Source organism: Superficieibacter sp. HKU1 (genome assembly GCF_029319185.1).
Taxonomy (GTDB): Bacteria; Pseudomonadota; Gammaproteobacteria; order Enterobacterales; family Enterobacteriaceae; genus Superficieibacter.
In genome coordinates this window covers 2,060,462-2,086,799 of the sequence record NZ_CP119754.1, presented here as the reverse complement: position 1 = coordinate 2,086,799, position 26,338 = coordinate 2,060,462, and the positions used below count along the sequence as shown (strand labels likewise).

26 protein-coding genes are annotated in these 26,338 nt (G+C 55.5%); 10 read left to right on the top strand and 16 right to left on the bottom strand.

What is annotated here, in order from left to right:
• Positions 1 to 43 precede the first annotated feature (43 nt).
• The 3 genes from chbC to osmE all read right to left on the bottom strand — a co-directional run bounded on the left by chbC (position 44) and on the right by osmE (position 2,432).
• Positions 44 to 1,402, bottom strand: a complete 1,359-nt coding sequence (gene chbC, locus P0H77_RS09930; RefSeq protein ID WP_276164735.1) for a PTS N,N'-diacetylchitobiose transporter subunit IIC — start codon at positions 1,400 to 1,402, stop codon at positions 44 to 46.
• Between the two features lie 80 nt (positions 1,403 to 1,482).
• Positions 1,483 to 1,803, bottom strand: coding sequence for a PTS sugar transporter subunit IIB (locus P0H77_RS09925; protein ID WP_276164734.1), 321 nt, complete (start codon positions 1,801 to 1,803; stop codon positions 1,483 to 1,485).
• 287 nt (positions 1,804 to 2,090) lie between these two features.
• The gene (gene osmE / locus P0H77_RS09920; protein WP_103677743.1) at positions 2,091 to 2,432 is read right to left on the bottom strand and encodes an osmotically-inducible lipoprotein OsmE; all 342 of its coding nucleotides are present in this window, start codon (positions 2,430 to 2,432) and stop codon (positions 2,091 to 2,093) included.
• Between the two features lie 240 nt (positions 2,433 to 2,672).
• Between osmE and nadE the strand changes: the two genes are divergently transcribed.
• Positions 2,673 to 3,500 carry an ammonia-dependent NAD(+) synthetase gene (gene nadE / locus P0H77_RS09915; protein ID WP_276164733.1) on the top strand — a complete coding sequence of 276 codons (828 nt, stop codon included), beginning with the start codon at positions 2,673 to 2,675 and terminating at the stop codon, positions 3,498 to 3,500.
• A gap of 102 nt (positions 3,501 to 3,602) precedes the next feature.
• Positions 3,603 to 4,472 (top strand): excinuclease Cho, encoded by an 870-nt coding sequence (cho, locus tag P0H77_RS09910; RefSeq protein WP_276164732.1) that lies wholly within the window; start codon positions 3,603 to 3,605, stop codon positions 4,470 to 4,472.
• Here cho and ves read toward each other — a convergent pair.
• The 7 genes from ves to P0H77_RS09875 all read right to left on the bottom strand — a co-directional run bounded on the left by ves (position 4,458) and on the right by P0H77_RS09875 (position 12,139).
• Positions 4,458 to 5,015 carry an environmental stress-induced protein Ves gene (gene ves, locus P0H77_RS09905; protein WP_276165092.1) on the bottom strand — a complete coding sequence of 186 codons (558 nt, stop codon included), beginning with the start codon at positions 5,013 to 5,015 and terminating at the stop codon, positions 4,458 to 4,460. The genes cho and ves overlap by 15 nt on opposite strands.
• A gap of 286 nt (positions 5,016 to 5,301) precedes the next feature.
• Positions 5,302 to 5,784, bottom strand: a complete 483-nt coding sequence (gene spy, locus P0H77_RS09900) for an ATP-independent periplasmic protein-refolding chaperone Spy (protein WP_276164731.1) — start codon at positions 5,782 to 5,784, stop codon at positions 5,302 to 5,304.
• A gap of 327 nt (positions 5,785 to 6,111) precedes the next feature.
• Complete coding sequence (astE, locus tag P0H77_RS09895; RefSeq protein ID WP_276164730.1) at positions 6,112 to 7,080, bottom strand: succinylglutamate desuccinylase; 969 nt, start codon at positions 7,078 to 7,080, stop codon at positions 6,112 to 6,114.
• 10 nt (positions 7,081 to 7,090) lie between these two features.
• Entirely contained in the window at positions 7,091 to 8,416 is a 1,326-nt protein-coding gene (astB, locus tag P0H77_RS09890) for an N-succinylarginine dihydrolase (protein WP_276164729.1), read from the bottom strand.
• Positions 8,413 to 9,891 carry a succinylglutamate-semialdehyde dehydrogenase gene (gene astD, locus P0H77_RS09885; protein WP_276164728.1) on the bottom strand — a complete coding sequence of 493 codons (1,479 nt, stop codon included), beginning with the start codon at positions 9,889 to 9,891 and terminating at the stop codon, positions 8,413 to 8,415. The genes astB and astD overlap by 4 nt, the downstream gene beginning before the upstream one ends.
• Positions 9,888 to 10,922 carry an arginine N-succinyltransferase gene (astA, locus tag P0H77_RS09880; protein WP_276164727.1) on the bottom strand — a complete coding sequence of 345 codons (1,035 nt, stop codon included), beginning with the start codon at positions 10,920 to 10,922 and terminating at the stop codon, positions 9,888 to 9,890. The genes astD and astA overlap by 4 nt, the downstream gene beginning before the upstream one ends.
• Entirely contained in the window at positions 10,919 to 12,139 is a 1,221-nt protein-coding gene (locus P0H77_RS09875) for an aspartate aminotransferase family protein (RefSeq protein WP_276164726.1), read from the bottom strand. Before P0H77_RS09875 ends, astA begins: the two co-directional genes overlap by 4 nt.
• Before the next feature lie 424 nt (positions 12,140 to 12,563).
• On the opposite strand from P0H77_RS09875, the gene xthA reads away from it, so the two are divergent.
• The 6 genes from xthA to P0H77_RS09845 all read left to right on the top strand — a co-directional run bounded on the left by xthA (position 12,564) and on the right by P0H77_RS09845 (position 18,746).
• Positions 12,564 to 13,370, top strand: coding sequence for an exodeoxyribonuclease III (gene xthA / locus P0H77_RS09870; protein ID WP_276164725.1), 807 nt, complete (start codon positions 12,564 to 12,566; stop codon positions 13,368 to 13,370).
• Positions 13,371 to 13,385: 15 nt separating this feature from the next.
• Entirely contained in the window at positions 13,386 to 14,066 is a 681-nt protein-coding gene (locus tag P0H77_RS09865; protein WP_276164724.1) for a TVP38/TMEM64 family protein, read from the top strand.
• Positions 14,067 to 14,076: 10 nt separating this feature from the next.
• A complete protein-coding gene (locus P0H77_RS09860) occupies positions 14,077 to 15,219 on the top strand; it encodes an ABC transporter substrate-binding protein (protein ID WP_276165091.1) in 1,143 nt (380 codons plus the stop codon).
• Entirely contained in the window at positions 15,192 to 16,727 is a 1,536-nt protein-coding gene (locus P0H77_RS09855; protein ID WP_276164723.1) for a thiamine ABC transporter permease, read from the top strand. The genes P0H77_RS09860 and P0H77_RS09855 overlap by 28 nt, the downstream gene beginning before the upstream one ends.
• Positions 16,728 to 17,360: an ATP-binding cassette domain-containing protein gene (locus P0H77_RS09850; protein ID WP_276164722.1), complete on the top strand. Its 633-nt coding sequence runs from the start codon at positions 16,728 to 16,730 to the stop codon at positions 17,358 to 17,360.
• Positions 17,361 to 17,447: 87 nt separating this feature from the next.
• Positions 17,448 to 18,746, top strand: coding sequence for a rhodanese-like domain-containing protein (locus P0H77_RS09845; protein WP_276164721.1), 1,299 nt, complete (start codon positions 17,448 to 17,450; stop codon positions 18,744 to 18,746).
• A 42-nt stretch (positions 18,747 to 18,788) separates the two neighbouring features.
• On the opposite strand, the gene P0H77_RS09840 is transcribed toward P0H77_RS09845, so the two are convergent.
• Both P0H77_RS09840 and P0H77_RS09835 read right to left on the bottom strand, forming a co-directional pair.
• Entirely contained in the window at positions 18,789 to 19,400 is a 612-nt protein-coding gene (locus P0H77_RS09840; protein WP_276164720.1) for a CDP-alcohol phosphatidyltransferase family protein, read from the bottom strand.
• Positions 19,393 to 19,962, bottom strand: coding sequence for a carboxymuconolactone decarboxylase family protein (locus P0H77_RS09835; protein ID WP_276164719.1), 570 nt, complete (start codon positions 19,960 to 19,962; stop codon positions 19,393 to 19,395). Before P0H77_RS09835 ends, P0H77_RS09840 begins: the two co-directional genes overlap by 8 nt.
• A 78-nt stretch (positions 19,963 to 20,040) precedes the next feature.
• On the opposite strand from P0H77_RS09835, the gene P0H77_RS09830 reads away from it, so the two are divergent.
• Positions 20,041 to 20,454, top strand: a complete 414-nt coding sequence (locus P0H77_RS09830; protein ID WP_276164718.1) for a pyrimidine (deoxy)nucleoside triphosphate diphosphatase — start codon at positions 20,041 to 20,043, stop codon at positions 20,452 to 20,454.
• Here P0H77_RS09830 and P0H77_RS09825 read toward each other — a convergent pair.
• On the bottom strand, positions 20,414 to 20,689 hold the full coding sequence (locus P0H77_RS09825; protein WP_276164717.1) for a YnjH family protein: 276 nt from the start codon (positions 20,687 to 20,689) through the stop codon (positions 20,414 to 20,416). The genes P0H77_RS09830 and P0H77_RS09825 overlap by 41 nt on opposite strands.
• A 224-nt stretch (positions 20,690 to 20,913) precedes the next feature.
• Between P0H77_RS09825 and gdhA the strand changes: the two genes are divergently transcribed.
• A complete protein-coding gene (gdhA, locus tag P0H77_RS09820; protein ID WP_194208477.1) occupies positions 20,914 to 22,257 on the top strand; it encodes an NADP-specific glutamate dehydrogenase in 1,344 nt (447 codons plus the stop codon).
• Positions 22,258 to 22,296: 39 nt separating this feature from the next.
• Here the strand turns inward: gdhA and P0H77_RS09815 are convergent, their stop codons facing one another.
• The 3 genes from P0H77_RS09815 to selD form a co-directional block, all read right to left on the bottom strand.
• On the bottom strand, positions 22,297 to 23,106 hold the full coding sequence (locus P0H77_RS09815) for a hypothetical protein (RefSeq protein WP_276164716.1): 810 nt from the start codon (positions 23,104 to 23,106) through the stop codon (positions 22,297 to 22,299).
• A 127-nt stretch (positions 23,107 to 23,233) separates the two neighbouring features.
• Positions 23,234 to 25,180 carry a DNA topoisomerase III gene (locus tag P0H77_RS09810; protein ID WP_276164715.1) on the bottom strand — a complete coding sequence of 649 codons (1,947 nt, stop codon included), beginning with the start codon at positions 25,178 to 25,180 and terminating at the stop codon, positions 23,234 to 23,236.
• 4 nt (positions 25,181 to 25,184) lie between these two features.
• Positions 25,185 to 26,228: a selenide, water dikinase SelD gene (selD, locus tag P0H77_RS09805; protein ID WP_276164714.1), complete on the bottom strand. Its 1,044-nt coding sequence runs from the start codon at positions 26,226 to 26,228 to the stop codon at positions 25,185 to 25,187.
• Between the last annotated feature and the right edge of the window lie 110 nt (positions 26,229 to 26,338).

Sequence of the window (26,338 nt, the reverse complement as noted above, 5' to 3'; positions counted from 1 at the left end):
ACTCTCCTTTTGCACGTTCTCATTCAGCTGAGTCTGCTGTGGGTTAAAACGACAGAGCGTTCCGGATGTCTTCTTCGCTTTCTTCTTCTTCAATCACGGTTTGTGCTTTGTTGGAGATGATCACGAACGGCAGGTAGAACAGCGTTGCCACCGCCAGGTTGAACAGAGCAAGGACCAGCGCACCTATGCTGCCGTTAGAGTTGAAGAAGGCACCGAGTCCAGGCGGCATGGTCCATGGCGCAAAGTTGGTTGACGGCGGAATAATACCCATAGCGTAAGCCGCCAACGTGATACCCGCCAGAATCGGCTGAATCATTACGAAGGGGATCATCATCAGCGGGTTCATGATAATCGGCATACCAAACAGGATCGGTTCGTTGATATTGAACAGCCCTGACGGCAGCGCCAGCTTCGCTACCTGGCGGTGATCCGCGCGGCGTGAAGCAATGAAAATCGCGAGGATCAGACCTAATGTGGCACCGGTACCGCCGAGGAAAATATACGATTCCAGCATCGGTCCTGTCCAGAAATGGAAGGTTTTACCGGCAGCGATGGCCGCGTCCACCGACCCATACTGGGTGTAGGTCGCCATGTTTTCCATCCCCCAGGGACCGAGAATACCGCTGTTCAGCGCGGTCAGCGCCAGTCCGCCATGAACACCAAAGAACCACAGCAGCGCGTTGAACACCACATAAGCCCAGCCTACGACGCTCCCCATTGATGCCAGCGGTTTAGAAACGCTGTCCATAATGATTTGATGGAAGTTACTGCCGATAAGCGACAGGCCCCATGCGACGAACCCCATAATCAACAGAATAATGAAACCCGGGATCAGCGCAGAGAATGAGCGGGAAACTGAAACAGGCACGCTATCCGGCAGTTTAATCACCCAGTCGCGACGAACAATAAAAGTGAAGATTTCCGCCACCACCAGCCCGATAATAATACCGGAAATAATATTCTGCCCGCCAAGCCAGTTTGCGCCAACCGCATAAGCTTTATCTACGTTAAACGGCGTGACCGTCATAAAAGATGCTACCGACAGTAAACCAGCGGCCAGCGGATCGACTTTACGTTCTTCCGCCAGCGCCATACCGATAAAGAACGGCGTCATCAGCGACATAATACCCAGCGTACCGTTATATACGCTGCCGCCAATAATCTTGAAACCTTCTAATGTTTGAATTGTTGAAGCATCAAGTCTTACCCCCAATGAGAAAAAGAATGATCCTTCACCAAAGCTCAAGAATACGTTATTAATCAGAACAAACATTGCGCCTGCAAGCGTTAATGGCATCAACCGGATAAAGCCATTTTTAATTGCATTAACATGCACCTGTTTGCCTAATCTCACAGCAAAGGGCAGTAGAACCCTTTCAAGTGAATCAATTGCTTTGCTCATAAATAGCACCCTGTAATGCCACAACCTGAAATTGCGGCGACGAAATATGAAATAACTCTTTGACGGGTAAATAAATAAATTTAATGTACTGCTGCTTTTTTAATGGCTGTGACGGCGGATTTTAATACACCTAATCCATCGACTTTTCCGTACAAAATGGAATCAATCACTTCAACAGGCTTGTTGGGAACGGCAGTTTTAATATCTGGCAGCAGATAAGAAATTTGCGGACCAATGAGAATAACATCCGCTTCAGGGCCTTTTTCTGCAACCAGCGATTCGGGGAATGCGTCGATGATAACTGGTACTTCATATTTTTCTGCCTGGGCGCGCATTTTTGATACTAACAGAGAAGTGGACATCCCTGCGGAACAAAACAAATAGATTTTTTTCTTCTTCATAAAACCCTCCATAATTTTACGAACAAATTTTATACGGCGAATTATTAATCTCATCCTGCCTTTGCAGGCAATTGTGGAAGATATTGTTTTGCCTTAGGGGGGAGTATACGATTTTACGTAGGGGTGTGATAATGCGTAAAGTGCATGAATTGTCCTTCATTGACATCATGCTTTGACCATCCTCACATTTCGATCAAATAATTCGCGATGCTAAAAAAGAATGATGTGGACAAAAAGAAACCGACACAAGGGCCGGTTTCTTTTTTTGCTCAGGCATAGAAAGGAAATTACTGCTTCGGAGCCTGCGGATCGGTGTCGTACTCGGCACAGGTCTGGTAACCAGAGTTGAGTACGCGACCGGTATCATCCAGCGCTACGAAATAGGTTTCTGTTTTACCGTCGCGTTGACCCAGAATATAGGTCTGGCACGTACCGCGAGCATGGACCATTGACACTTCAGAAGAAGGACGTCCGGCGATCTGCTGTACCTGCTGACGCGTCATCCCTTTCTTAATATCTTTCACGACTGGCTGTGTAAATTGGTCTTTAGTACGATCGTAGGCCGTACAACCAGCCAACATAGTCAGTACTGCCGCTGCACTTAAAATTCCTGCTACATTCTTGTTCATATTCCGTCCTCTTGTTTATCAGCGTGTTATAAGCCTGGAATACAAATCCGAATTTTTCAACTTGCTTGAGAAAATCCTCTTTCTTTCGGAAATATCCTTAAAAAACAGCTACGGAGAGCGAAAAAGCGTCAATCATTCTGTTCTGCCCGGTCAATTGTTGTCGTTTAAGCCCCGAAGAGGTAGGTTAAAGGTATCGTCCAGCAATGTTGATAACTCAGCAGACTTTACTACGGGGGTGACATGGCTCTGCAACAAGAAATTATTCGTGCGCTTGGCGCTAAACCACAGATCGATGCGGAAGAAGAGATTCGCCGCAGCGTGGACTTTCTCAAATCCTACCTGACCACCTATCCGTTTATCAAATCCCTGGTCCTGGGGATCAGCGGCGGGCAGGATTCCACCCTTGCCGGGAAGCTGTGTCAGACAGCAATTAATGAATTGCGAGCCGAAGGGGGCAACGAGGATCTGCAATTTATCGCGGTACGCCTGCCCTACGGCGTGCAGGCAGACGAACAGGACTGCCAGGACGCTATAGCGTTTATCCAGCCCGATCGCGTGCTGACGGTTAATATCAAAGGTGCAGTATTAGCCAGCGAGCAGGCACTGCGCGACGCAGGCATCGAATTGAGCGATTTTGTCCGCGGCAACGAAAAAGCCCGCGAGCGGATGAAAGCCCAGTACAGTATTGCTGGCATGACCAAAGGTGTGGTTGTAGGTACCGACCATGCCGCTGAGGCGCTGACCGGGTTCTTCACCAAATATGGCGATGGTGGTACGGATATCAATCCGCTGTTCCGTTTAAATAAACGTCAGGGTAAACAGCTACTGGCGCAGCTTGGCTGCCCGGAACATCTGTATAAGAAACTGCCTACGGCAGATCTGGAAGATGACCGTCCTTCGCTGCCTGACGAAGCGGCGCTCGGCGTGACCTATGAAGATATTGATAATTATCTCGAAGGCAAACCGGTTGATGAAGGCACCGCCCGCATTATTGAGGGCTGGTATCTGAAAACCGAACACAAACGTCGCCCGCCAATCACCGTATTCGACGATTTCTGGAAGAAATAATCACCTGCGGACCGGGCAAATTTTCCGGTCCGTTCTTTTCGCCTCTTTTTTCGCCAGATTTAACTTGCTATACTGTATGTGTACACAGTATCAGGAGCGAATGTGGCCAGGCGTCCCTCAGCCCCCCGCCTCGATTTCGAAGCGGCGGCAATTTATGAATATCCCGAGCATTTACGTCCCTGGCTTGAGGCTCTGCCCAAATTGCCCGGCGTTTATTTTTTTCATGGCGAAAGCGATGCAATGCCGCTTTACATCGGTAAAAGCATCAACATTCGCAGCCGCGTGCTCTCGCATTTACGCACGCCTGCTGAAGCCGCGATGCTGCGCCAGTCCCGCAGGATCACCTGGGTGCGTACCGCAGGTGAAGTCGGCGCGTTATTGCTGGAGGCACAGCTGATTAAAGAGCAGCAACCGCTGTTTAATAAACGTCTGCGGCGCAATCGCCAGCTCTGTTCATTACTGATGGTGGACGGAAAACCGCAAATCGTTTATGCCCGTGAAGTCGATTTTTCCCACCAGCCGGGGCTGTTTGGTTTGTTTGCCAATCGACGTACGGCGCTTGGCGCGCTGCAAAGCATCGCCGATGAACACAAGTTATGTTACGGGCTGCTCGGGCTGGAATCCGTGACCCGCGGGCGGGGCTGCTTCCGGTCTGCCCTGCACCGCTGCGCGGGAGCCTGCTGTGGGAAAGAAAGCATCGAAGAACATAATCAGCGGCTGTATGACGCTCTGGCGCGGCTGCAGATCGTTTGCTGGCCGTGGCAGGGCCCGGTAGCAATGAAAGAAAGCGGCCCGGATATGACCCAGTATCATATTATCGATAACTGGCTGTGGCTGGGATCGGTAAACAGTCCGGACGAGGCGTCGTCATTAGTACGCACACCTGCCGGGTTCGATCAGGACGGCTATAAGATCCTCTGCAAGCCGTTGATCGCGGGAAATTTCGAAATCAGCGAATTAATGTCCTGGTAACCAGGTGATCTCGCTGAACAGAAGCTGACCTTCGCTTTTGAGTAAGCGCAGGGTATGACACCCGTCCTGCCAGTACGCGCCCTGTTCGGCGGTGAGCAATTTATCACCGAGCTGCCATGCACCGTTTAAGACAAAAACGACCCCGCCACGCGAATTAAAGGTGGTAAAGGTGCGGTCGGCTACCCGTACTTTTGCCTGACAACGATCGCGACGGGTAATGACGTTGAAGTCCATCGACATATGCCCTTCGGTAAGCTGCGCCCGTACCTTGTGCTCGCCGGAAAACCGGAAGGGCTGAAATTGTCGCAGCGTATGGCGGAACGCCTTTCCGCCGTCAAGCGTCATTTCCCCACCCTCAAGCAACGTAATCACCCGATCCGTTCCTGGAATAACCGCAAATTCGCCATTCGCCGCAATAGAGGCGATACTGGCCCGCCAGTTGAAGTCGCGGGTGGCCGGAGGGAAAGAGCACAGTTCCCGCGTCTCGCCTGCCCCGTTACGCCATAAATTGACCGCCATTTTGCGCATATCAAAATAATCCATCATCACTCCAGAAAGGCACGGTGCGTATCACCAGGCCGCCTGTGGCTATCAGCGGCTTTCGATTATTCGTTATTTATCGGCAGCAGAATGACGGGCCTTAGCGCAACGTTATAATAAAATTAAAAAAAGACGGTGATGCAACCTAAGATCATGATAATGCACCCGCTTCTGCAGAATACCGCGTTAGTGGCCGCAGGCAAGGGATAAAATGAAAAACCGCCGGGCCTGCCCACGGCCTGTTATCGGCTATGGGCAAGACCGGCGGTCTTGAATTTTGTCGGCTGAATTATTCAGCTGGCGGGGCCATTTTACCGTCTCGCGCATGATGTTCTGTCAGACGCTTCTCAAAATTGGCATTAAACTGTTTTTTCTGTTCCGGGGTCAGAATGTTGTAAATCTTGTTCTGTGCTTCCATTCGGGCCAGCATCTGCGATTTGTGCTGCGCCGCCATTTTGTCGATCTGCGCTTCAGCTTTCGCTTTATCAAAGGTATCGCTGGCAATCAGATCGTGGTTTGCACGCATCTCTTCAACTGACGGGCGCTTCATTTCGCTACGCTGGGCTTTCATGATGTCGCGAACCTGTTGTTTCTGCGCGTCGGTCAGATTCAGATCTTTAAACATCATGTCATGATGCGGGCCCATCGGACCTTTATGCTGCGGCGCTGTTTTCGCGGTAGTCGCAGCAGCCGTCGTGTCAGCGGCATGAGCCAGGTTAGCCGCGCCAAATGCCAGGGTGGAGGCAACAAACAGAGCAGTTAATTTACGCATGGTTTTATCCTTCTTTCAGTTATTCTTTCGGCGTGTTTGCCGTGTTGACGATATTAACTCTACGCGCTTTATCGTCAATAAGTGAGTGCATGAGTAAAGCATTGAAAGTGTAAAAAACGTTTTATCGCCAATTATGAAGAAAATATGGAAAAAAGATGGAGAGTGATAACAAAAATAAATAATTCATTGATTACGAAGAGATTATGCAGAAGTATAAATCAGCACTGATTATTAATAAAGCATTTTACTCAGATAAGTCTGCATTGCCCCTGAAATGATAATACCGGCATCAGTAATATACTGATACCGGGCGGAATACTATTTACCTCAGGGCAGACGCTTTAACATTAAACCCGCGCGCAGGCCCGGCGCGACATCAGGGTTCGGGAAAAGAACGTATTCGGTCTCATCGCCTGTCCGCCAACAGCGATCCCCCTCTTCCGCCAGCAGCGTGCCGGGGGCAAAAGAAGTGAAATTACGCGTTTCGGCTGACATGTATAAGGTAAAACGGCTGTCGTGCCGGGTCAGCTGCTGTATCACCTGATAGCGTAGCGGCGCTGTGTAGCAGGTGGCCGTCGGCTCTCCGGCGAGCAAACTGGCGAGTGCCCGCGCCGTGGTGGCGAAAAGCGACAGATTATTGTCACCAAAGGGCAACGCTTTACCCAGTTCCAGCGTACAGGCCAGTGCCGAAAAGCGTTCGCCGCTGAAATGGCTGAAAGTCCCCCCCGGATGCTGATGAAAAACCAGCGCCTCCAGTCCGGCCGCGCCCAGCCACTGTAGAAATGACGCATCCCAGGGTGCGGATCTGGCGGGCAACACGCCAAAACGCAGGTGGTGCGAACCGCGGATAGCGGTATGCATATCCAGATGCCAGCACTGCGCTCGTTCATCCTCCAGGAAGAAGCGGCTGACCGTCTCTTCCAGCAGCGCGGCACGCGCAGTTTCATCGCACTGCGGAAATTGCCGCCAGCGTCCGCCAAACATCCGGTTGAGATCGGCCTGCAGGTAGCGTTTACCAGTCCGTAGCGCGGCAGGATTGCCGAAGATCACCAGTAGCCGCCAGCGCAGCGGGATCTCTCCTGCCATTAATGCTGTAAGGAGGTGATCGACCATTTCGACCGGCGCGGTTTCGTTTCCGTGAATTCCGGCTGAGAGAACCAGCGCCCGTGCTACCGGCTGATGCGGCGACAGCTCCAGTATGCCCTCACCCAACCAGCGCCAGCGGAACCAGGGTGTTTCTCCCCGCGTCGCCAGTGGCGCCGTAGCCGACAGCGTTGATGCTAAAAAATGCTTCATTTCGCCCCCGTTAGCGCTGGAAGGGATAGACAGATCCGAGATGGAGAATTTGCGTCAGATTGTCCAGCGCCTCACGCCCCTCGCGCAGCAATTGCGGATCGGCCAGATCGGTCTGCACCAGCCGGTCGCGGTAATAGCGATCTACCCAGCCGTTTAAGCAGTTGAACAGTTCATCATTCATCATAACGGCCGGATTTACTTTTTGACGTTCTTCATGCGTCAGAACCACCCGCAGACGCAGACAGGCCGGGCCGCCGCCGTTCGCCATGCTTTCACGCAAATCAAAGACCTTCAGCTCGCTGATAGGATTGTCTTCTTCCAGCAGCCGGGTCAGATAACGCCAGACGCGCGGATGCTGCTGCGACTCCTGCGGCAGCACCAGCAGCATTGAGCCATCGTCTTTGCTCAAAAGCTGGCTGTTAAAAAGATAGGTGGCGACAGCTTCATCGACGCTGACTTCACTGGACGGCACCTGAAGCGGCATAAAACCGGGAATGCGCTGGCGCAGCGTGGCCATTAGCGCAGGCTGATCGGCAAACGCCTCCTCATGACAGAACAGCACCTGGCGGTTGCTCACGGCGATCACGTCATTATGAAACACGCCCTGGTCGATGACCGCCGGGTTTTGCCGGGCGAAAATAAGCTGCTCCGGGTTGACCTGATTCAGCCGCGCCACCGCCTGACTGGCCTCCAGCGTCTGGCGCGCCGGGTAACGTTCCGGTCGCGCCGCGCCGCCCTCTTCACGCCCGTAGACGAAAAGCTGGATGCCGGGCTTTCCATACTCCCCGCCGAGACGGTTGTGGTTTGCCGCGCCTTCATCGCCAAACAGTGCCACCTGCGGCAGGGCTGAATGGATCGCGAACCGGGAAGTATCGGGAAAAATGGCGCGCAGTAACGCTTCGGTGGTGGGCGCTTCGCTGGCGCGGTGGAATTTGTTATTGAGGTTAGCTACCGTCAGGTGAACTTTGCCGTCCAGCGCATCCGCAGAAGGACACACCGTGGCGGCATTCGCCACCCACATTGACGAGGCAGAACTCACCGACGACAGCATCCAAGGGGCCTGCGCGGCGACGGTTTGCATAATTTTTTCATCACCACCGCTAAACCCCAGCTGCCGCAACAGCGCAATATTCGGCCTTTCCTGCGGCGGGATCACCGCCTGCATAAACCCGGCGTCGGCCAGCGCCTTCATCTTTAATAAGCCCTGCTTTGCCGCCAGCTTAGGATTCGACAGTTGCAGACGATGTTTTGTCGACGCCTGATTCCCAAACGAAAGGCCCGCATAGTGGTGAGTGGGGCCCACCAGCCCGTCAAAATTCACTTCCCTGGCGTTCATGACTGTTCCTCGCGGTCAAAATTCAGTCCCGGACTGAGGGTGGCTGGCAGGGTTAACGCAGAAGATTCCAGACTTGCCATTGGCCACGCGCAGTAATCGGCGGCGTACCACGCCCCGGGCCGGTGGTTGCCGGACGCGCCGACGCCGCCGAAGGGTGCGGTGCTGGCTGCGCCGGTCAACGGTTTATTCCAGTTGACGATCCCCGCTCGCGCTTCCAGCAGCAGCTGCTCAAACTTCTCCCGATCGCCGGAGATCAACCCGCTTGCCAGCCCGTAGCGTGTGGCATTCGCCAGGCGGATGGCGTCATCAAATTCGTCATAACGCCAGACGCACAGTAACGGGCCAAAGACCTCTTCATCCGGCGTCCCGGCCACGTCGGTAACATCAACAATCCCCGGCGTCAGTAGCGAGGTGCCCGGCTGAAGCAAGCGCGGTTCCAGCAACGCCACGCCGCCGTTGCCTATGTGCTGCTTCCACGCCTGAACAACGTGCTGCGCGGCCTGCTCTGAAATCAACCCGCCCATGAACGGCGGCGGCTCAGCATTCCATGCGCCGGGTGTCAGTCGACGGGCAACGTCCACCAGCCGGGTCAGAAAACGATCGCCCTGCTCCCCCCGCTTCACCAGTAGCCGTCGTGCGCAGGTGCAGCGCTGCCCGGCGGTAATAAACGCAGACTGAATGGTAAGATGCACTGCGGCGTCAATATCCGCAGGCTCATCAACGATGAGCGGGTTATTACCGCCCATTTCGAGGGCAAGAATTTTCTGCGGCTGCCCGGCCAGCTGCTGATGCAACTGCGCGCCGGTGGTGGAACTGCCGGTGAATAACAGGCCGTCGATGGCAGGAAGCTGACTTAACGCGGCGCCGGTTTCCCTGCCCCCCTGTAGCAGATTCAGCACGCCGGGAGGTAAACCGGCCGCTTCCCACAACTTAACTACCGCCTCGCCGCTGGCGGGCGTCAACTCGCTGGGTTTAAAAATCACCGTATTGCCAGCCAGCAGCGCGGGCACGATATGGCCGTTCGGCAGATGCCCCGGAAAGTTATAGGGACCAAAAACCGCCAGCACGCCGTGCGGACGGTGGCGTAACGTGGCCTCGCCGTCTGGCAGATCGGTACGCTGTTCGCCGGTGCGGACATGATAGGATTTTACCGAGATCGCAATCTTATTGATCATCGCCGCCACCTCGGTCGCCGCCTCCCAGCGCGGCTTTCCGGTTTCTCTGGCGATGGTTTCGGTCATAGCCTGTTTATGACTTTCCAGCAGCGAGGCAAATTGTTCAACGATCGCCTGGCGGGCGCTGAATGATTGCCTGGCCCAGCCAGCAAACGCCGCGCGCGCCGCGTCCCCCGCCTCGCGGACCTGTTCTGCATCGGCATCATAACCCTGCCACACTACCTCGCCTGATACCGGATTGGATTTAACGCGGCGCTCGCCGCGACCCGTTACCCAGTCACCGTTGATCCACTGGCTCATTGTTTTTTCTCCTCAGCGCACAGACGCACTACCCGGACACGATCACCCGCATGACATTTCAGGGCGTCCATCTGTGCCGCCGTCAGGATCAGCCGATCGCTCTGCGGGTCGGCCTTGATCAACATGGCACGAAAGTGATGATATTGTTCGTTCGCGACCAGGCACACCGGCTGCTCGTCCGCGGCGGGCTGACCTTCTGCCACCTCTACCAGTCGACTTTTGCGAATGGCGCGCACGCGGTCGATATCGCATTCCAGCGTCGGGCCACCGTCAAAGATGTCGATGTACTCCCGGTAGCGAAAGCCCTCTTTTTCCAGTACCGCGCGGGCCGGGGCAGTTTGTGGATGCACTTCGCCAATCACGGCCCGCGCTTCCGCTGGCAGAAAATCGGTATAGATAGGATGCCTGGGCATCAATTCAGCAATAAAGGCTTTTTGCCCGGTGCCGCACAGGTAGTCCGCCCTCGCAAACTCCATTGAGAAAAAACGCTTGCCGAGGCCTTCCCAGAACGGGGAATAGCCGTTGTCGTCGATCACGCCGCGCATTTCAGCGACCACTTTTTCATTGAAATGGTCGCGAAACGCCGCCATAAACAGAAAGCGGGATTTTGACAGCAGGTAGCCGTTACCGTCTTTACGCCAGTCGGGGTCGAGAAACAGGGTGCATAATTCGCTGCTGCCGGTGTGATCATTACTTAAAAAGAGCGCCGGAAGTGCGTTATATACGTTCAGCTCTTTGGAAGCATGAACGAGAGTACCTACACGATAGTTATACCAGGGATCGTTTAAGCCAACCGCGACTTCAATGGCACAAATTCCGGCAACGTCGCCGCTGTCAGTGTCTTCCAGCACAAAAACGTACCCCTGCTCGCCACGCTCAATGGTGCCTTGCCAGGTGTGTAGTGAGCGTTCAATACGCGCTGAAAGCGTCGCTTCATCGACAGGAAGCGAGGTTAGGCCGCCGCCTGTTTTACCGGCCAGCGCCACCAGCGCGGGCAGGTCGTCATGGGTAACCGGACGAATGATCATCATGATGAACCTCCAGACACAAAACGTTCACAGGCGCGGGCAAAGCGGTCCAGACCGGTGGCAATCTCTTCTTCATTGATGATCAGCGCCGGCGCGAAGCGCACCACGTTGCCCCCGGCAATCAGCACCATCACCCCTTCGTCAGCCGCCAGGTTGCTCAATTCTTTGGCTCGTCCGGCGTAACGTTCATCAAGTACGCAGCCGATCAGCAGGCCAAGGCCGCGGATCTGTTTAAAGAGTCCCGATTTTTGACTGATGGCCTGTAGCCGTTCGCTGAACCACTGGTGACGCTGCTTCACGCCGTTCAGCACCTCTTCACGGTTAATCTGGGACAGGACTTCTCCGGCAACCGCGCTGGCCAGCGGATTACCGCCGTAGGTGGTGCCATGAGTGCCGACGGTCATGACGCTGGCGCAGGCCTCGGTCGTCAGCAGCGCACCAATCGGAAAGCCGCCGCCCAGCGCCTTGGCGGTGGTCAGTAAATCAGGCGTAACGCCATAATGCATGTAGGCATACAGTTCCCCGGTACGTCCTACGCCAGACTGGACTTCATCAAAAATCAGCAGCGCATGATGGCGATCGCACAATTCCCGCAGGCCGCGCAGAAAAGCCGGTTCGGCAGGCACTACGCCGCCCTCGCCCTGAATCGGCTCGACGATCACCGCGCAGGTATCGTCGTTGATAAGCTCAAGGGCCGACGCCAGATCGTTAAATACCGCATGGCGGATGTCCGGAGGTAATGGCGCAAAATCCCGTGAATAGGCAGGCTGTCCGCCGGCGGAGACCGTGAACAGGGTGCGACCGTGAAACGCATTATTAAACGCTACTATGCCGCTTTTGTGCGGCCCAACACGATCGTGAGCGTATTTACGCGCCAGCTTGAGCGCCGCCTCATTCGCTTCCGCCCCGGAGTTACAGAAGAAAACACGATCGGCAAAAGTGGCGTCAATCAGGCGTTTCGCCAGCCGGAGGACGGGTTCGTTGGTATAGCCGTTACCGGTATGCCAGAACTTATCCGCCTGCGCTTTCAGCGCCTGATTCAGTGCCGGATGCGCATGTCCCAGCGCGTTGACCGCGATGCCGCCCGCAAAATCGATATAGTCCTTACCCTGCTGATCCCACAGGCGGGAGCCTTCGCCGCGTACCGGAATAAAAGACGCCGGTGCGTAGACAGGCATCATCCATTCATCAAAATTATTACGCGTTATTGACTGCGACATAGCGACCTCATCCGGTAAATGAAAAGTTTATGAAATGTTAAATTTCATGAGCATTTGCGCTGTAAATGTAGATTGCAGGCATCGTGCCAGCCAGCGAAAAAAATGCATAAAATGATTGGAGAAACGAAATATCAAGGAGTTACAACCTGACGCTATGCACTACTTTTGCATATAAAGTGCATATATAGTCTAAAAGAGGGTTTTCCAGCGTGATAATCAGAAATATTATTCATACGTAAAATATAATTCTGGAAATGTGATCGTCTGCGAAATTTCTCGTAGATTTGTGCCTCAAAACGGGGCGTCACGCACCGGGATCGGGCACTAATTGCACGCGGCCGGATGAGACAACGCAATGCCGCGCCATCAGGCGTAATTTCTGCTACCATCGCAGCTCTACTCATCCAGTACAGTGGCAGCGACTATGAAATTTGTCTCTTTTAATATCAACGGCCTGCGCGCCCGCCCTCACCAGCTTGCCGCGATTATCGAAAAGCATCAGCCTGATGTGATTGGCCTGCAGGAAACCAAGGTCCATGATGATATGTTTCCCCTCGAAGAGGTGGCGAAGCTGGGCTACAACGTGTTTTATCACGGGCAGAAAGGACATTACGGCGTCGCGTTACTGACCAAAGAGACACCGGTCTCGGTACGTCGCGGCTTCCCGAATGACGATGAAGAGGCCCAGCGCCGGATCATCATTGCTGAAGTCCCTTCACCGCTGGGCAACGTGACGGTGATTAACGGCTATTTTCCCCAGGGAGAAAGTCGCGATCATCCGCTTAAATTCCCCGCCAAAGCGCAGTTCTATCAGAACCTGCAACATCTGCTGGAGAACGAACTGAAGAAGGAGGAACCGGTGCTGATTATGGGGGATATGAATATCAGCCCCACCGATCTGGATATCGGCATTGGCGAAGACAGCCGCAAACGCTGGCTACGCACCGGCAAATGCTCGTTCCTGCCGGAAGAGCGCGAGTGGATGCAGCGCCTGCTGGGCTGGGGTCTGGTCGATACTTTCCGTCAGGCGAACCCGGAAACGACCGATCAATACTCCTGGTTTGATTATCGCTCAAAAGGCTTTGATGATAATCGCGGCCTGCGCATTGATTTGCTGCTGGCAAGCACCCCGCTGGCCGAGCGCTGCGTGGAGACGGGCATTGATTATGAGATCCGCAGCATGGAAAAACCCTCAGATCATGCGCCGGTATGGGCAACGTTTAAGGTCTAACGAACCAGAATAATTGTGAAAAAACGCCTGCTCTCAGGTTTGCTGGTCATCGTTATTGCCGGGGCGGTGTGCACTCTGCCCCCGGGTTCGCTGACCCTGGATAACCTTAAACACGCGCATCTGGCGCTGGCACACTGGCAGCACCAGACGCCGCTATTGAGTGCCGGGATCTTTTTCCTGATATATACCCTGATGACTGCCCTGTCGATTCCTGGCGCGACGCTGCTTACGCTGCTTGCTGGCGCACTGTTTGGCTTGTGGGAAGGCGCGCTACTGGTGTCTTTTGCCTCCACCCTTGGCGCCACGCTGGCAATGCTGATCAGCCGCTATTTGCTGCGCCATTGGGTTGCCCAACGCTTCCCGGATCGGATAGCAATGGTCGACCGGGGAATGGCACGCGACGGCATTTTTTACCTTTTCGCTCTGCGCTTAACGCCGCTGTTTCCGTTTTTCCTGGTCAATATGCTGTCCGGGTTGACCTGCGTCAGCGTGCGCCGCTTCTGGTGGGTCAGTCAGGCAGGGATGTTGCCGGCAACGCTGATTTATCTCAACGCCGGATGTCAGTTAAGCCAGTTGACATCAATGCACAGTATTATTTCTCCCGCTATGCTGGCGGCCTTTGCCCTGCTGGGGCTGTTACCGCTGGCGTCACGCTGGATGGTTGCGCGTTTTTCCGGGAGAAATCATGCGTTGTAACGTGTTGCTGATGAGTTTGCTGTTGACAGGCCATCTTCATGCCGCTGAAAGCTGGCAGGCCGTAAAAGATGAGGCTAAGGGCCAGACGGTATGGTTCAACGCCTGGGGCGGCGACAATGCCGTTAATCAGTATCTGGACTGGGTCAGTGGCGAAATGAAAACGCATTACGCCATTACCCTTAAAGTTGTCCATCTCTCCGATGCTGCCGATGCGGTAAAACGTATTCAGACAGAATCCAGCGCCGGACGGAAGACTCACGGTTCGGTCGATTTACTCTGGATCAATGGGGAAAACTTTCGCACCCTGAAACAGGCCGGGTTACTTAAAACCGGCTGGGCGCAGACGCTGCCAAACTGGCGGTATGTCGATAAAAAGCAACCGGTCAGCACCGATTTTGCCATTCCGACAGACGGGGCGGAATCGCCATGGGGCGGCGCGCAACTAACGTTTATCGCTGATCGGGCTACCCTGCCTGAACCGCCGCAGACGCCACAGGCGTTGCTGGCTTTTGCTGAAGACCATCCGGGCACCGTCACCTATCCCCGTCCGCCAGATTTTACCGGCACGGCGTTTCTTGAGCAGTTGCTGCTGTCATTAACCACGGAGCCGGACGCGTTAACCCGCGCGCCAGACGAGGCCAGCTTCGCGACGGTTACCGCGCCACTGTGGGCTTATCTCGACGCGCTGCATCCTCATCTGTGGCGTAAGGGCAAGGACTTTCCATCTTCTCCGGCACGAATGGATGCTCTGCTTAACGCCGGTACGCTGCGTGTGTCGATGACCTTTAATCCAGCCCATGCGCGGCAAAAAATAACGTCCGGCGAGCTGCCCGACACCAGCTACAGTTTTGGTTTTTCCAGCGGAATGATGGGCAATGTTCATTTCGTCACCATTCCGGCCAACGCCAGTGCCAGCGCCGGGGCAAAAGTAGTCGCTAATTTTCTGCTGTCGCCCGATGCGCAGCTGCGCAAAGCCGATCCGGCATACTGGGGCGATCCGTCGGTTCTTGACGCGCAAACATTACCGGACGCGCAGCGGAAAGCGTTACGCGCGTTTATGCCTGCCCAATCAACCGCTGTACTGCCTGAGCCCCACGCTGGCTGGGTCGATGCGCTGGAGCAAGAATGGCTGCGGCGCTACGGTTCCCGTTAATTTTGCTGCTGTGGGGCATCATGGCGGTAATTTACTCGCCGCTGCTGCCGGCGATTTCTTCCCTTATGGTTCCCGCGCTGTCGATGGCACACTGGCAGGCGCTATTTAGCGATCCGCAACTGCCGCAGGCGCTGCTGGCTACGCTCGTCTCGACAATTATTGCCGCGGCGGGTGCCCTGCTTATCGCGCTGGTGGTGGTTGTCGCGCTCTGGCCCGGCGCACGCTGGCAGCGGCTGCATACCCGCCTGCCGTGGCTCATGGCGGTTCCCCACGTGGCGTTTGCCACCAGCGCACTGCTGCTGTTTGCGGAAGGTGGAGCATGGTATCGCATCCTCCCCTTTTTCACCGCGCCTGAAGATCGCTATGGTGTTGGACTGGGCCTGACGCTGGCGGTGAAAGAGAGCGCCTTTGTGATGTGGATCCTCGCCGCACTGCTCAGTGAGAAACGGCTTTTGCAGCAGGTAATCGTACTGGATTCCCTGGGCTATAGTCGCTGGCAAGGTCTTAATGTATTGCTGTTACCGTCGGTTGCGCCAGCGCTGGGTGCCGTCATGCTGGCGATCGCTGCCTGGTCACTGTCTGCGGTGGATGTGGGAATTATTCTTGGGCCGGGTAATCCGCCGACGCTTGCCGTATTGTGCTGGCAATGGTTGAACCAGGGCGATGCCGGGCAGCAGGTCAAAGGCACGCTGGGCAGTCTGTTGCTGATCTTCTTACTCGGTGCGCTCATGCTGGTCGGCTATCTGCTGTGGCGCGGCTGGCGGCGGATCGCTGCGACACCCCGCGGCGTGCGCCACCGTAGTTCATCGCCGCTACCGGGAACAGCGCTCTCGCTGCTGCTGCCGCTGGCTGGCGTGCTGTGCATTGCGCTGTTGGCATTCATGGCTCAGGTTTCGTCGATCAATCCCGACGCGTTTGTGAATAGCCTGCAAGCAGGGCTCGCCTCCAGTATGGCTGGTCTGCTGGTGATTTTGCTCTGGCTGGAATGGGGACCGCAGCGCGGCCACCGCTGGGTCTGGCTGCCCGTCATTCTTCCCGCCCTGCCGCTGGTGGCCGGGCAATACCATCTGGCGCTGTGGTTCAATCGCGACGGCCTGTTTCTGACCGTTATCTGGGGGCATCTGCTGTGGGTGCTGCCGTGGATGCTCTTTGCACTTAAACCGGCCTGGCAACGGATGGATCCGCGCCTGATCCTGGTGGCGCAAACCCTCGGCTGGTCGCGCAGCAGGATCTTCTGCTGCGTGAAATGCCCGCTGCTGGTGCGCCCGGCGCTGCTGGCCTTCGCCGTGGGCTTCTCGGTCAGCATCGCGCAATATATGCCCACTTTATGGCTCGGGGCAGGACATTTTCCCACGCTCACCACCGAGGCGGTGGCGCTTACTAGCGGTGGCAGCAATACCCTACTGGCAACGCAGGCCCTGGCACAGTTGTTATTACCGCTGCTGGTGTTCGCGCTGGTGGCGTTATTCTCAACCTGGATTGGCTCAAAACGACAGGGACTCCGCTAAATGCTCCGCCTTCACGATTTCTCCTTGCACCTTGGTCCTGCGCCGCTGCTTACCAACCTGAGCTTCACGGTTGAAAACGGTGATATTGCGACCCTGATGGCACCGTCCGGCAGCGGCAAATCCACGCTACTGGCCTGGATGGTGGGTGCGCTTCCGCCGCAGTTTCAGGCCAGCGGCGAGCTGTGGCTTAATCACCAACGCATTGACCCTCTGCCGACCGCGCAACGGCAGATTGGCATTTTATTTCAGGATGCGCTGTTGTTTGATCATTTCAGCGTTGGGCAAAATCTGCTGCTGGCGCTGCCTGCCAGCGTGAAGGGGGCCGCACGGCGCGACAGCGTTCAACAGACTCTGGAGCGCGCCGGAATGGCCGGGTTTTACGCGCGCGATCCGGCTTCACTCTCCGGCGGGCAGCGGGCGCGGATTGCCCTGCTACGCGCCCTGCTGGCTCAGCCCCGGGCGCTGCTGCTCGATGAGCCTTTCAGCCGTCTCGACAGCGCACTGCGCGCAGATTTTCGGCAGTGGGTTTTTGACGAGGTGCGCCGGCTGCGTATTCCGGTGTTGCAGGTTACCCATGACCAACAAGACATTCCCGCTGGCGGCCAGGTGATCCACAGGATGAGCGGGGCATGAATATGCTGACAAACTGCGTTAACGCAATGTTTTGGGTGGAAAGCAGGCACAGAATAACGCCCTGGTTTTTTACTGTCAGGCTTTTCGATGAAACGTGTTTCTCAACTGACCGCGCTGACCTTCGCTTCAGGTCTTGCCTGCGCGTCTTCCTGGGCTACTGAAATGACGCAGACGCTCAATGTTAACCAACTCGGGCAACAGCACGGGACGGTTATCGATACTCGCCCCAGCGCCTTTTATAACGGCTGGCCACAATCGCTGAACGGCCCTTCCGGGCATGAACCCACAGCGCTTAATCTGTCCGCCAGTTGGCTCGATAATATGAGCGACCAGCAGCTCAGCGCCTGGGTGCAGCAGCATCAATTAACAGCCACCGCCCCTGTCGCGCTGTATGGCAGTGATAATGATATTCAGGCGGTGAAGGCGCGGCTGCAAAAAGCCGGTCTGAACCACATCGTGACGTTAAGCGACGCCTTACAGAACCCCGCCCGGCTGCAAAAACTGCCGCACTTTGAACAGCTGGTCTATCCGCAGTGGCTATACGACCTGGAGCAGGGCAAGAGCGTGGTAGCCAAACCTGCCGGAGACTGGAAAGTCATCGAAGCGGGTTGGGGAGCGCCGAAATATTATCTGTTGAGCCACATCCCGGGTGCCGGATATATCGATACTAACGAAGTCGAAAGCGAACCACTGTGGAATAAAGTCTCCGATGACCAGTTGAAGACGGTGCTGGCTAAACACGGTATTCGGCATGACACGACGGTGATCCTCTATGGTCGCGATGTCTATGCCGCCGCGCGCGTAGCGCAAATTATGCTTTATGCCGGCGTAAAAGATGTCCGTCTGCTCGACGGCGGCTGGCAAGCCTGGTCCGATGCCGGGCTGCCGGTAAAACGCGGTACCCCGGCCCGGGTCAAACCCGAGCCTGATTTTGGCATCACCATTCCGGGCGCGCCGCAGCTGATGCTGAACATGGAACAGGCGCGCGGCCTGCTCCATCGCCAGGATGCCTCGCTGGTCAGTATTCGCTCGTGGCCTGAATTTATCGGCACCACCAGCGGCTACAGCTACATCAAGCCCAAAGGTGAGATTGCCGGGGCGCGCTGGGGCCATGCGGGAAGCGACTCCACCCATATGGAAGATTTCCATAATCCTGACGGCACCATGCGCAGCGCGGAGGATGTTGCAGCGATGTGGAAACAATGGAATATTACGCCGGATCAACAGGTGGCCTTTTACTGTGGCACCGGCTGGCGCGCCTCTGAAACCTTTATGTATGCCCGTGCAATGGGCTGGAAACACATTTCGGTGTATGACGGCGGCTGGTATGAATGGAGCAGCGATCCGAAAAATCCGGTCGTCACCGGCGCACGTCAACCGGACTAGTTAACGGCGTCAGCCGGGAGGCAAACTCCCGGCGAGCGCGGCTTAATATGCTCTCAGCGTTACATACCCTGCCCATAGCCGATTACATGTCGTGAGCCAGCACAGCGCGCCAAAAATCCACGCCAGCACCGCAAAATAGTGAGGAAAGAGACAGCTGAGGATAAACAACAACAGGGTCTCCGTGCCTTCGGTCAGTCCACCAAGGTAGTAAAACGATTTGTGCGCGTAGCCGGGGTTATCAATCTGATGCTTAGCCGCCAGCGCGGCAAACGCCAGAAAACTGCTGCCGGTACCGATAAAGGCAAACAGTAACCAGCTTCCCGCCAGCGCATTGTGCAGGGGATCCGCCAGAATAAAGCCAAACGGCACCAGCGCGTAGAAGAGAAAATCGAGGGTAATATCCAGAAACCCGCCCGCGTCGGTTAACCCTCTGCGCCGCGCCAGCGCACCGTCCAGTCCATCCAGCAGACGATTCAGGATAATGGTGACCAGCGCTGCCGGATACCAGCCCAATGCCAGGAATGGCAGCGTCAGTACGCTAATCGCAAAGCCGGTCAGCGTTATTCCATCCGGGGTGATCCCGGGTTTATCGATTAACGTCGCGCAACGGTGCAAAAACGGTTTGACGCGCGGATGAAGATGACGGTCAAGCATCCGGCGCTCCTGTTATGCTGTCGCATAACCCCTGCGAAGGAATATCCAGCGCGGCATTAAAGCGGGCGGAGAGATTCTGAAAAGCGATAAGCGCGGTCATTTCCGCAATCGCATCATCTGAAAAGTACTGTTTCATTCTCGCTTTTAACGTCTCATTCACGCAGGGTGGCGTGGCGGTCATGGCATCGGCGTAGGCCAGCGCCACGCGCTCATCGTCACTAAACAGGGAAGATCCCTGCCACCTCGCCACGTCGAACACTTTCTCGGTCGCGCCGCACCGTTGTGCCAGTCGCAGACTGTTGGCATCAATGCAAAATGCGCAGCGGCATACCTGAGATACCCGCGTCATCAGCAACGCTCGCATGACCGGCGTCAGGCGGGCGCGCCTGCGTTCCAGAAATCCAACGAATAGCGCCACCAGCCAGAACAGGAACGGCATTCTTCCCCACCAGCGTGTCGGATGCAACACGTCGCCGTAATGCTTTTTCTGGGTCATTGTCAGAGGCTTAAGACTGGCGGGAATGTGGTTCAGTGGGCTTACCCACGGGTGTGGATCGTTCAACGCGTACTCCAGAGACTTCAGGTCAAGCAAAGATAACGATACTATGCTTTTTTCTGCTGTTAAACATTGACGAAGACGATGAAAATTCTCGACGTGGTTGCTGCCATTATTGAACGTGATGGCAAAATTTTGCTCGCGCAGCGCGCTGAAAACGCCGATCAAGCGGGGTTGTGGGAATTTGCAGGCGGAAAAGTTGAGCCGGGCGAAACGCAGCCGCAGGCCCTGATTCGTGAACTGCGGGAAGAACTGGGGATTGATGCAACGGTGGGAAGGTATGTCGCCAGTCATCAGCGCGACGTCGCAGGCCGGATGATCCACCTTCATGGCTGGCACGTCCCGCAGTTTAGCGGCACCTTAACCGCTTACGAACACCAGACGCTGATCTGGTGCACGCCTGAGCAGGCGCGGGACTACCCGCTGGCACCTGCCGACATTCCATTATTAGAGGCGTTTATGCTTTTACGCGCCGCCAGACCAGCGGATGCGTGCTGAGGGTCTTTTCATCGCGCTGGCACTGGAGCAATACCCCTTCGGTTTTAATCACCGCGCCCTCAGAATAATTTTGATCCTGATAGATGCAGCACTGGTTGCAGGGCTGCGCACGTTGACCGCTGGAGCTGAAGACTTCAGGAGGTACATTCACCTCGACATCAGGGCGAATTCGCTGGTCTGCCAGCGTTATAGTACTGCTCAGGGCAAAAAGCGCGACAGCGATAATAGTCTTCATATTATTTAATTCCCAAATGTATTTATTACTTACTATAACCAAAGGCAGATAAATATGCTGTCATCACTTTTTATTATGATGTCCTTGCCATTATAAATTTGCCCTCTGATAGATTTTTTTCTTGCAACCCGCACGGGCGCGAATGTTATAGTCGAAAAGCAGTCACTTTTTAAGCGCAACCATAATAAATACAACCCACCACATCATAAGAGGATCTTATATCTATGGATCAGACACGCTCTCTGGAAACTTTTCTTGCCCGCGTACAGCAGCGCGATCCAGAGCAAAAAGAATTCGCTCAGGCCGTGCGTGAAGTTATGACAACGTTATGGCCGTTCCTGGAACAGAATCCCCGCTATCGCGACATGTCGCTGCTGGAAAGACTGGTTGAACCCGAACGCGTGATTCAGTTTCGTGTCGTGTGGGTTGATGACCGCAATCAGGTTCAGGTCAACCGCGCCTGGCGCGTGCAGTTCAGCTCTGCCATCGGCCCTTTCAAAGGCGGTATGCGTTTCCATCCGACCGTAAACCTGTCCATTCTGAAATTCCTCGGCTTTGAACAGACGTTCAAAAATGCGCTAACCACTCTGCCGATGGGCGGGGGGAAAGGCGGTAGCGATTTCGATCCGAAAGGTAAAAGCGATGGGGAAGTCATGCGCTTCTGCCAGGCGTTGATGACCGAATTGTATCGCCACCTTGGCCCGGATACTGACGTTCCGGCAGGTGATATCGGCGTGGGAGGACGCGAAGTCGGCTTTATGGCGGGCATGATGAAGAAGCTCTCCAACAACACCGCCTGCGTCTTTACCGGCAAGGGTCTCTCGTTTGGCGGCAGCCTGATCCGCCCGGAAGCGACCGGCTACGGGCTGGTGTACTTCACCGATGCGATGCTGAAGCGTCATGGCCTTGGTTTCGAAGGCATGCGCGTCGCGGTATCCGGTTCCGGCAACGTTGCGCAGTATGCTATTGAAAAAGCCATGTCGCTGGGCGCCCGGGTGATTACCGCCTCCGACTCCAGCGGCACGGTCGTCGATGAAGCGGGCTTTACCGCTGAAAAACTGGCGCGTCTGGTGGAAATTAAAGCCAGCCGCGATGGCCGCGTAGCCGCCTACGCGAAAGAGTTTGGCTTAACCTACCTTGAAGGCCAGCAGCCATGGAACGTACCGGTAGACATCGCCCTGCCGTGCGCCACCCAGAACGAACTGGATGTTGATGCGGCTCGCCAGCTTATCGCCAACGGCGTAAAAGCGGTGGCGGAAGGTGCCAACATGCCGACCACCATCGAAGCGACCGATCTGTTCCTGGACGCTGGCGTCCTGTTTGCGCCGGGTAAAGCGGCCAACGCAGGTGGCGTGGCGACATCGGGTCTGGAAATGGCGCAGAACGCGGCGCGCATGGGCTGGAAAGCCGAGAAAGTGGATGCCCGCCTGCACCATATTATGCTTGATATCCACCATGCCTGCGTCGAATACGGCGGGGAAGGCAAGCAGACGCATTACGTACGTGGCGCAAATATCGCTGGCTTCGTCAAAGTTGCGGATGCCATGCTGGCGCAGGGTGTAATTTAAGCGTTATGCGCCTCGTGTAAAGCGAGGCGCTCTGTTTCATTACTGATAACCTGCCCAGGCGCGATCTAACACTTCAACCGCCGGTTGGGCAATCGCCACGCTGTGGGGTGGCAGGGTGCTGGTCCTGACCCGACTGGAGCGTAATTCGCCCCATGACCAGCTTACGCGCACGTTGCTGTCCAGTTTAGCGATCGCTTGCGCGGCGTTGTCACCGTAAATGAAAGGGAAGTCAGCGGCGGTAATAAACTCAGATTTACCAATGCGCAGCTGCGAAATAGGATTAAAGCGCATTTTTCCAACGGTAATTAAATACCCTTCAGGCACCTCCAGCGCGGTTAACTCCGGGACTTTCTGAATATAAAAATTTTCTTCATTGATAAAACAGCCGTGAAAATCGGCGTCGTTATCATCAATGCTTTCCCGGGTTTCACAGGCGAAATGCCAGCCATCATTATCGTTACCGATAAAGCCATCGGCATTCACCCCGGTATGCGTCAGGGTATAGTGGGTATTGCCGAGGCTGCCCTCCTCTTTAGCAAAGAGATCGAGGGTGGCAGGTACATTACGACTGCCGGTGATCTGGCAGGTTATTCTTCCCTGCGGAAATAACGGGCGGGATGAAAAGGTCATAATCACGGGTGCAAGGGCATATTCCGTTACCGACTGGATCTCGCTGGCAACGTATATATCTGCGCAGTGAACGGAATGCAAATTCGGCTGTTGATTCAGCCACGTCGTTTCCTCCAGCGTCGCCCGACGAAACGGATGCTGATTTACGCCGCCGTCAGTAGTCGCATTTGATAAGGCAGAAAAGAAAAATAGTGCCGCAAAAACGGTTTTTTTATCCATATTGTTAACCCGATATATATCTATCCCTTATTTTTTGGGATATTTCCCCAATGTCGGCGGGAATAATATCAGGGTTAAAAAAAATGCCGTTAAGCCATATGCTGTCAACGGCATTTTTCAGAATATATTAAGACGTTGCGGTATCCGCGCCTTTATCGGACGACGCCGCTTTTTTGCTACTGCGTTTACGGAAGGCTTTTTTCTTATCCGTACCCGGCGCAACAATGCCACGGAACTGACGTACCGGCGTGCTGCGGGCCTGGTGAATCAGATCATGAAGCGTGCAAACCAGCGGCTGCATAAAATCCTGATAGCGGCACTGTTTCTCACTGATTTGCGTCAGCACCGACTCCCAGTGCGCGGTCATATCTGGCCGTGCTGCCATTTCGGGCAGAGAGTGGATCAGCGCGCGCCCCGCCTCCGATGAGTGAATATAGCGCCCCTGCTTATGCAGAAAGCTGCGTTTAAACAGCAGTTCGATGATCCCGGCGCGAGTGGCTTCGGTGCCAAGGCCATCGGTGGCGCGCAGGATCTTCTTCAGATCTTTATCCTGCACAAAACGGGCGATGCCGGTCATGGCAGAGAGCAGCGTGGCGTCGGTAAAGTGGCGCGGCGGCTGGGTTTGCCGCTCAACGACCTCACCTTTTTCGCACAACAGCTCATCGCCTTTGGCCACCACCGGCAGCGGCGTGCCGTCATTCTCTTCATCGCGCTCTTTCGAACCCAGCAGCGTGCGCCAGCCCGCGTCGGCCAGAAAGCGCGCTTTGGCGACAAACTTACCGTTGGCGATCTCAAGTTCAATGACGCATTTGCGGAACACGGCATCCGGGCAAAATTGCATCAGATACTGGCGGGAAATCAGACCGTAGACCTTTGCTTCATTGTCGTTAAGATTGACGGAGGCGCTGCGCGCTGTCGGGATGATCGCATGGTGGGCATCCACCTTTTTATCATCCCAGCAGCGGTTGCGTTTGTTCGGATCAACCACCGGCTGTGGCAGCAGGTCAGGCGCATGAACGCCGATCGCGTTCATGACCGCCTGACGCCCGGCGAAATGCTCTTCCGGCAGATAGCGACAGTCTGAACGCGGGTAGGTGATCAGCTTGTGGGTTTCATAGAGCTTCTGACAGATATCCAGCACGTTCTGCGCGCTGAGGTTGAAACGCCTGGCGGCCTCAATTTGCAGTGACGAGAGGGAAAACGGCAGCGGCGCGGGTTCTGATTCCCGTTTATCGTTATACGAGGTGACGATGGCGGGCTGCCCGGCAATCCGGCTCACCACATGATCGGCCAGCGGACGGTGGAGCAGACGCCCTTCTTCATCCTGATACGGTTCGCAGGCTTCGCTCGGCTGCCACAGAGCGGTAAAACGCTCGTCCTTTGGCGTAACGATATGCGCTTTGACATCGAAAAAATCTTTGGCGACAAAGTTTTCGATTTCTTCATCGCGTCTGACCACCAGCCCGAGCACCGGCGTCTGCACTCGCCCCACGGACAGCACGCCCTGATAGCCCGCGTTGCGCCCGAGGATGGTGTAAGCGCGGGTCATATTGATACCGTACAGCCAGTCGGCTCGAGCCCGCGCCAGCGCGGAGACGCACAGCGGAATAAACTCGCTGTTGGCACGAAGGCGCGAAATGGCACGCTCGACGGCCTGCGGGTTGAGGTCGTTAATCAGGCAGCGCTGCACCTGCTGGCGCTTTGCCGGGGCGAGCTGCAGGTAATCCAGCACCTCATCCACCAGCAGTTGCCCTTCGCGATCCGGGTCCCCCGCGTGGATCACCTCTTCGGCCTCGTGCAAAAAACGCTTAATCACGTTGAGCTGCTTGGTCACCGACGGTCGCGGCTGGAGCTGCCATTTTTCTGGCACGATGGGCAGATCGTTCAGATTCCATCGCGCGTAGCGGCCATCGTAGGCGTCAGGCTGCGCCTGCTCGAGAAGATGGCCGATACACCAGGTCACTACCTGGCCATTTCCGCACTCAATAAAGCCATCGCCCTTGCGATGTGGTTTAGGCAACACATCGGCAATCGCCCGACCAAGGCTTGGTTTTTCCGCAATAAACAGCCGCATCGACTTAACGGATCTCGATCATCGGTCGTCCCGCGCGTGCCGACACCAGTTCGCCAATGGCGCTCAGGTGGATGCCAAATTCCGCAGCCGCGGCCTGTACTTCCGCTTCGCCTTCTTCGGTCACCGCCAGCAGCAGCCCGCCGGAGGTTTGCGGATCGCACAGCAAATTACGCCATGCTTCCGGCATATCACCCATCAGATGACCATAGCTGGCATAGTTGCGCCCGGTTCCGCCCGGCACAGCGCCCAGCAGGATATACTCTTCCACACCCGGTAATTTCGGCACCGCTTCAAAGCGGATTTGTGCCTGTACGCCTGCGCCCTGACACATTTCGCTCAGGTGCCCCAGCAAACCGAAACCGGTGACGTCGGTCATGGCTTTTACGCTGTCAAGGTTGGCAAACGCCGCGCCGGCAAGGTTCATCTGGCACATGACGTCCGTCGCCAGACCCTGATGTTCCGGCTTAAGCAGGGATTTTTTCTCGGCGGTCGTTAACACGCCAATCCCCAGCGGCTTGGTCAGATACAGTTTGCATCCCGCCTGCGCAGTACTGTTTTTCTTCACGCGCTTGGTCGGCACGATGCCCGTCACCGCCAGCCCGAAAATAGGCTCCGGGGCATCAATAGAGTGGCCGCCTGCAAGAGCAATACCCGCCTGTTTACACGCATGACGCCCGCCTTCGATCACCTCGCGGGCGATTTCCGGAGCCAGTTTCTCAATCGGCCAGCCAAGAATAGCGATGGCCATAATCGGCTTTCCGCCCATGGCAAAAATATCGCTGATGGCGTTCGTTGCGGCAATGCGGCCAAAATCGAAGGGGTTATCAACGATTGGCATAAAGAAATCGGTGGTGCTGATAACGGACGTGCCGTTACCCAAATCATAGACCGCCGCATCGTCGCGGGTTTCATTGCCGACAAGCAAGTTGGGGTCGATAAACTTTGCCTGTTCGCTGTGCAGGATCGTCTCCAGCACTTTAGGGGAAATTTTACAACCGCAACCCGCTCCGTGGCTGTATTGCGTTAAACGAATAGCTTGCGCGCTCATGGACCTCTCCTGTCATTGCACTGCCGCTATGGTAGCGCCAGAAGCGGCCAGTGATAAGTACTACTGTCTGAATCACGCTGCTTTCGCTCATAATCCAGACAGTTTTTACC

Coding starts and splice junctions, on each gene's coding strand:
- P0H77_RS09840 (WP_276164720.1), bottom strand. CDS start 19,400: ATGCTTGACCGTCATCTTCATCCGCGCGTCAAACCGTTTTTGCACCGT.
- P0H77_RS09815 (WP_276164716.1), bottom strand. CDS start 23,106: ATGGATAAAAAAACCGTTTTTGCGGCACTATTTTTCTTTTCTGCCTTA.
- ves (WP_276165092.1), bottom strand. CDS start 5,015: ATGGATTATTTTGATATGCGCAAAATGGCGGTCAATTTATGGCGTAAC.
- P0H77_RS09860 (WP_276165091.1), top strand. CDS start 14,077: ATGAGTTTGCTGTTGACAGGCCATCTTCATGCCGCTGAAAGCTGGCAG.
- astE (WP_276164730.1), bottom strand. CDS start 7,080: ATGAAGCATTTTTTAGCATCAACGCTGTCGGCTACGGCGCCACTGGCG.
- P0H77_RS09855 (WP_276164723.1), top strand. CDS start 15,192: ATGGCTGCGGCGCTACGGTTCCCGTTAATTTTGCTGCTGTGGGGCATC.
- P0H77_RS09925 (WP_276164734.1), bottom strand. CDS start 1,803: ATGAAGAAGAAAAAAATCTATTTGTTTTGTTCCGCAGGGATGTCCACT.
- gdhA (WP_194208477.1), top strand. CDS start 20,914: ATGGATCAGACACGCTCTCTGGAAACTTTTCTTGCCCGCGTACAGCAG.
- nadE (WP_276164733.1), top strand. CDS start 2,673: ATGGCTCTGCAACAAGAAATTATTCGTGCGCTTGGCGCTAAACCACAG.
- spy (WP_276164731.1), bottom strand. CDS start 5,784: ATGCGTAAATTAACTGCTCTGTTTGTTGCCTCCACCCTGGCATTTGGC.
- P0H77_RS09830 (WP_276164718.1), top strand. CDS start 20,041: ATGAAAATTCTCGACGTGGTTGCTGCCATTATTGAACGTGATGGCAAA.
- P0H77_RS09810 (WP_276164715.1), bottom strand. CDS start 25,180: ATGCGGCTGTTTATTGCGGAAAAACCAAGCCTTGGTCGGGCGATTGCC.
- astA (WP_276164727.1), bottom strand. CDS start 10,922: ATGATGATCATTCGTCCGGTTACCCATGACGACCTGCCCGCGCTGGTG.
- P0H77_RS09875 (WP_276164726.1), bottom strand. CDS start 12,139: ATGTCGCAGTCAATAACGCGTAATAATTTTGATGAATGGATGATGCCT.
- xthA (WP_276164725.1), top strand. CDS start 12,564: ATGAAATTTGTCTCTTTTAATATCAACGGCCTGCGCGCCCGCCCTCAC.
- P0H77_RS09845 (WP_276164721.1), top strand. CDS start 17,448: ATGAAACGTGTTTCTCAACTGACCGCGCTGACCTTCGCTTCAGGTCTT.
- astB (WP_276164729.1), bottom strand. CDS start 8,416: ATGAACGCCAGGGAAGTGAATTTTGACGGGCTGGTGGGCCCCACTCAC.
- selD (WP_276164714.1), bottom strand. CDS start 26,228: ATGAGCGCGCAAGCTATTCGTTTAACGCAATACAGCCACGGAGCGGGT.
- P0H77_RS09825 (WP_276164717.1), bottom strand. CDS start 20,689: ATGAAGACTATTATCGCTGTCGCGCTTTTTGCCCTGAGCAGTACTATA.
- osmE (WP_103677743.1), bottom strand. CDS start 2,432: ATGAACAAGAATGTAGCAGGAATTTTAAGTGCAGCGGCAGTACTGACT.
- chbC (WP_276164735.1), bottom strand. CDS start 1,402: ATGAGCAAAGCAATTGATTCACTTGAAAGGGTTCTACTGCCCTTTGCT.
- astD (WP_276164728.1), bottom strand. CDS start 9,891: ATGAGCCAGTGGATCAACGGTGACTGGGTAACGGGTCGCGGCGAGCGC.
- P0H77_RS09850 (WP_276164722.1), top strand. CDS start 16,728: ATGCTCCGCCTTCACGATTTCTCCTTGCACCTTGGTCCTGCGCCGCTG.